Here is a 3480-nt window from a genome sequence, read left to right as displayed (position 1 = left end):
GAGTTGTGTGGAGGCTACGCCCACTATCGGCGGCCGAGGTGGATGGAGCAGGCGACCGTCCTGGTGGGCGGGGGCCGCTCAATGGTGCCAGAAGACCTGGAACGGCGGATGGATTCGGATTCGTTGCTGGGCCGGGCTAGGCGAAATTGGTTGTATCGCTATCGTCATCCGGAGATGAAGCCTCTGTTCCGCAACGAATATTTCCAAGGACGGATTCGGGACGAAATCCTGAATGTTCCGGCCTCACAATCCGGTCCGGGGGCCTGCGCTGAGTGGCGGAGAAAGTGGGTCTCGACGGCCCGGAGCCGGGCCGACTCCATCCAGGACCGCCTATCCTTTTTGGACCAAAAAACCTATCTTCCCGGGGATCTTTTAGTAAAGATGGACATCTGCTCCATGGCCCACGGGCTGGAGACCCGGTCACCCCTGCTGGACCAGGATCTTATGGCTCTGTTCGCCTCCCTGCCGGGCGGCCTTCGGGTCGGGGCAGGGCGGCCGAAACGTTTTCTGAAGCGTCTGGCCCGTTCGCTTCTGCCGATCTCCGTGCTGTCCCGACCCAAAAGGGGCTTTTCAGTGCCTGTTTCCCGCTGGATGCGGGAGGATCTGGCTCCCCTCATGGCCGATGTCCTGGCCGAAGCCAAGCCATATCTCGCCCAGTGGCTGGATTTGGGTGCTGTTGACAGAATGACCCTTGAACATCAGACTCGGAAAAAGGAACACGGTTCCAGGCTGTGGCTGCTGCTCTGCCTCGGGCTGTGGGCCGTTCAAGAACACGCCGACCTCAACAACCAGGAGAATCCATGAGCAAGAAAATATGCCTCTACGCCTTGTCCACGTGTATCCATTGCCGGAACACAAAGGAATTCTTGGACGACAACAAGATCGAGTACATCTGTTTCGAGGTCGACAAGCTCCAGGGCGAGGAGCGAGAGCGGGTCATTGCCGAAATCAGAAAGGTCAATCCCAGGCTGTCTTTTCCGACCCTGCTCATCGACGATCAGGTCATTGTGGGCTTTAAAAAGGACGAGATTGAGGAGGCATTGAAGAGTTGAACGCTGAACAGTTGCGGAACGCCTTGGCCAAGGTCCAGGAACCCAAGGGGTACTATTTCAATGTCGACGACAAAATGGTCATGCCCCTTATGGAAAGCCTGCTGATCAACAAGGAACGTTACGGGTACATGGCCTGCCCCTGCCGTCTGGCCACGGGAGACTACGAGACGGACCGGGATATCATCTGTCCCTGCGAATACCGCGAACCCGACGTTCAAGAGTTTGGAGCCTGTTTTTGCGGTCTGTACGTGTCCAAAGCGGTCCGGGACGGGCAGGAGAAGATCCGGGACGTGCCCGAGCGTAGGGATCCGGAACGGGCCTTGGCCGCTTTGGGCCTCTAGTCTAAAACTCTCCGGTATTATTTGAATATACTGAATTTTTGGCTACAAGAACACCAATCGCCAAGGAGCCATTTCATGCGTGAAAAAGTGGAAGCCGTTTTGAAAACCATCCGGCCGACATTGCAGGCCGACGGAGGGGACGTCGAACTTGTGGAAATCACCGCCGACAACGTGGTCAGGGTCCGACTGCAGGGGGCCTGCAAGGGTTGTCCCATGTCCCAGATGACCTTGAAGAACGGGATCGAGAAGATCATCCTGAAGCAGATCCCCGAGATCAGGGCCGTCGAGTCGGCCTGATCCGTCGGCGGTAAAACATACAACATCCGGCGGGCCTTGGCCCGCCGTTCATTTTTTCGAGGAGCACCATGACCACCATAGTGACCAGATTTCCCCCTAGCCCCACGGGCTATTTGCACATCGGCGGGGCCCGCACGGCCCTGTTCAACTATCTCTTTGCCCGGGCCAACGGCGGACGGTTCGTCCTTCGTATCGAGGACACGGACCAGCAGCGGTCCACCCCGGAGATGACCCAGGCCATTCTGGACGGTTTGGACTGGCTGGGCCTGGACTTTGACGAGGGGCCGTATTTCCAGAGTGAGCGGAATAACATCTACAACGAGCATGTGGACAGGCTGGTGGCCAAGGGGCGGGCCTATTATTGCGAGTGCACGCCCGAGGAGATCGAGGCCATGCGGGCCAAGGCCCGGGTCGAGGGCCGGAAGCCCAAGTACGACGGCCGGTGCCGGGAACGCGGCCTGGGGCCTGGTCCGGGCCGGGTGGTCCGGTTCAAGATGCCCCTGGACGGCACAACTGTTTTTAACGACCTGATCAAGGGCCCCATTGCCGTAGATAATCGCGAGCTGGACGACTTCGTCATCCGTCGGGCCGACGGGTCGCCCATCTATCAGATGGCCGTGGTGGTGGACGACGCTCTCATGGGCGTGACCCACGTCATTCGCGGGGACGACCATCAGAACAATACCCCCAAGCAGCTTCGGCTCTTCGAGGCTCTGGAATATCCAATCCCGGCCTTTGGCCACGTGCCCATGATCCTTGGCCCGGACAAGAAGAAGATGTCCAAGCGCCACGGAGCCACTTCGGTCATGGTCTACAGGGAGATGGGCTATCTGCCCCAGGCCGTGTGCAACTACCTGGTGCGACTGGGCTGGGCTCACGGCGATGACGAGATCTTCTCCCGCGAGGAAATGGTCGCCAAGTTCAGTCTGGACGGTCTGGGCAAGTCGGCCTCGGTCTTTGACCAGACCAAACTCGACTGGCTGAACTCCCATTACATCAAGGAGTCGACGCCGTCGGTTCTGGCCCCGCTGCTGGCCGAACAGTATGGATTTTTGGGCCATAAGAATCTGAGTCTGGACTATGTTGAATCCATTGTCCCTCTGTACCAGCCACGAGCCAAGACGTTGAAAGAGATGGCTGAGGGTTCGGAGTTCTTTGTCCGGTCCGACGATGATCTGAGCTATGATTCCAAGGCCGTGGCCAAGTTTTTGACGGCCGAAACCAGAGCCCTGCTGGCCTCGCTCCGGTCTGATCTGGCTGAGGTAGGAGATTTCACCGAGGCCGGCCTGGAAGCGGCCATGCAGGCCTTTTTGGATCGAAACGGCCAGGCCTTCAAGGCCCTGGCCCAGCCCTTGCGCGTGGCCTTGACGGGAAAGACGGCCAGTCCGGGGTTGTTCGAGACCATGGCCGTGATGGGTCGGGAGCGGACTCTTCGGCGGCTGGATGTCGTTTTGTCCTGAGGGGATGCTCAGATTTTGTGCAAAGCCATGGTGAAATCAGGCTTTAAGAGGATCATCGGTGAAACCGGAGTTCGAAGTTCCGCCGAGAGTTCCTTTCCTGGTTGGATAAACGCCTGACGCTCCCTGTCATCAGCGTGGATCCCTTGGAAATGGCACCTACTTTTTGTTCCGCCGCTGGTGATCGGCGAGGTATTTTTCGACGATGGCCGCTCCTTCGTCCTCAAGGAGCGGCCCAACGACCTCAACCTTGTCGTTGGCGAAGTTGAAATACGTTTTGGCCGATATCGCTTTCCTGAAACCCGTTATCTTGGCGAACCGCTCGGCCGACAG

Annotated in this window: 5 protein-coding genes; all 5 read left to right on the top strand. The window is 58.4% G+C overall.

Annotated features, from left to right (window positions below; genetic code table 11):
• A partial coding sequence (locus EOM25_13245; protein NCC26140.1) for a hypothetical protein occupies positions 1–804 on the top strand: 804 nt, incomplete at its 5' end.
• On the top strand, positions 801–1052 hold the full coding sequence (locus EOM25_13240; GenBank protein ID NCC26139.1) for a glutaredoxin family protein: 252 nt from the start codon (positions 801–803) through the stop codon (positions 1050–1052). The genes EOM25_13245 and EOM25_13240, both read left to right, overlap by 4 nt.
• Positions 1049–1393 (top strand): ferredoxin:thioredoxin reductase, encoded by a 345-nt coding sequence (locus EOM25_13235; protein ID NCC26138.1) that lies wholly within the window; start codon positions 1049–1051, stop codon positions 1391–1393. The genes EOM25_13240 and EOM25_13235 overlap by 4 nt, the downstream gene beginning before the upstream one ends.
• Before the next feature lie 75 nt (positions 1394–1468).
• Complete coding sequence (locus EOM25_13230; GenBank protein NCC26137.1) at positions 1469–1690, top strand: NifU family protein; 222 nt, start codon at positions 1469–1471, stop codon at positions 1688–1690.
• 68 nt (positions 1691–1758) lie between these two features.
• Complete coding sequence (locus tag EOM25_13225; GenBank protein NCC26136.1) at positions 1759–3150, top strand: glutamate--tRNA ligase; 1392 nt, start codon at positions 1759–1761, stop codon at positions 3148–3150.
• The last annotated feature ends 330 nt before the right edge of the window (positions 3151–3480 follow it).

The organism is Deltaproteobacteria bacterium, assembly GCA_009929795.1.
In the GTDB taxonomy this organism is placed as follows: Bacteria; Desulfobacterota; Desulfovibrionia; order Desulfovibrionales; family Desulfomicrobiaceae; genus RZZR01.
Note: the sequence above shows the minus strand (reverse complement) of the source record. Positions and strands in the feature narration are given on the sequence as shown.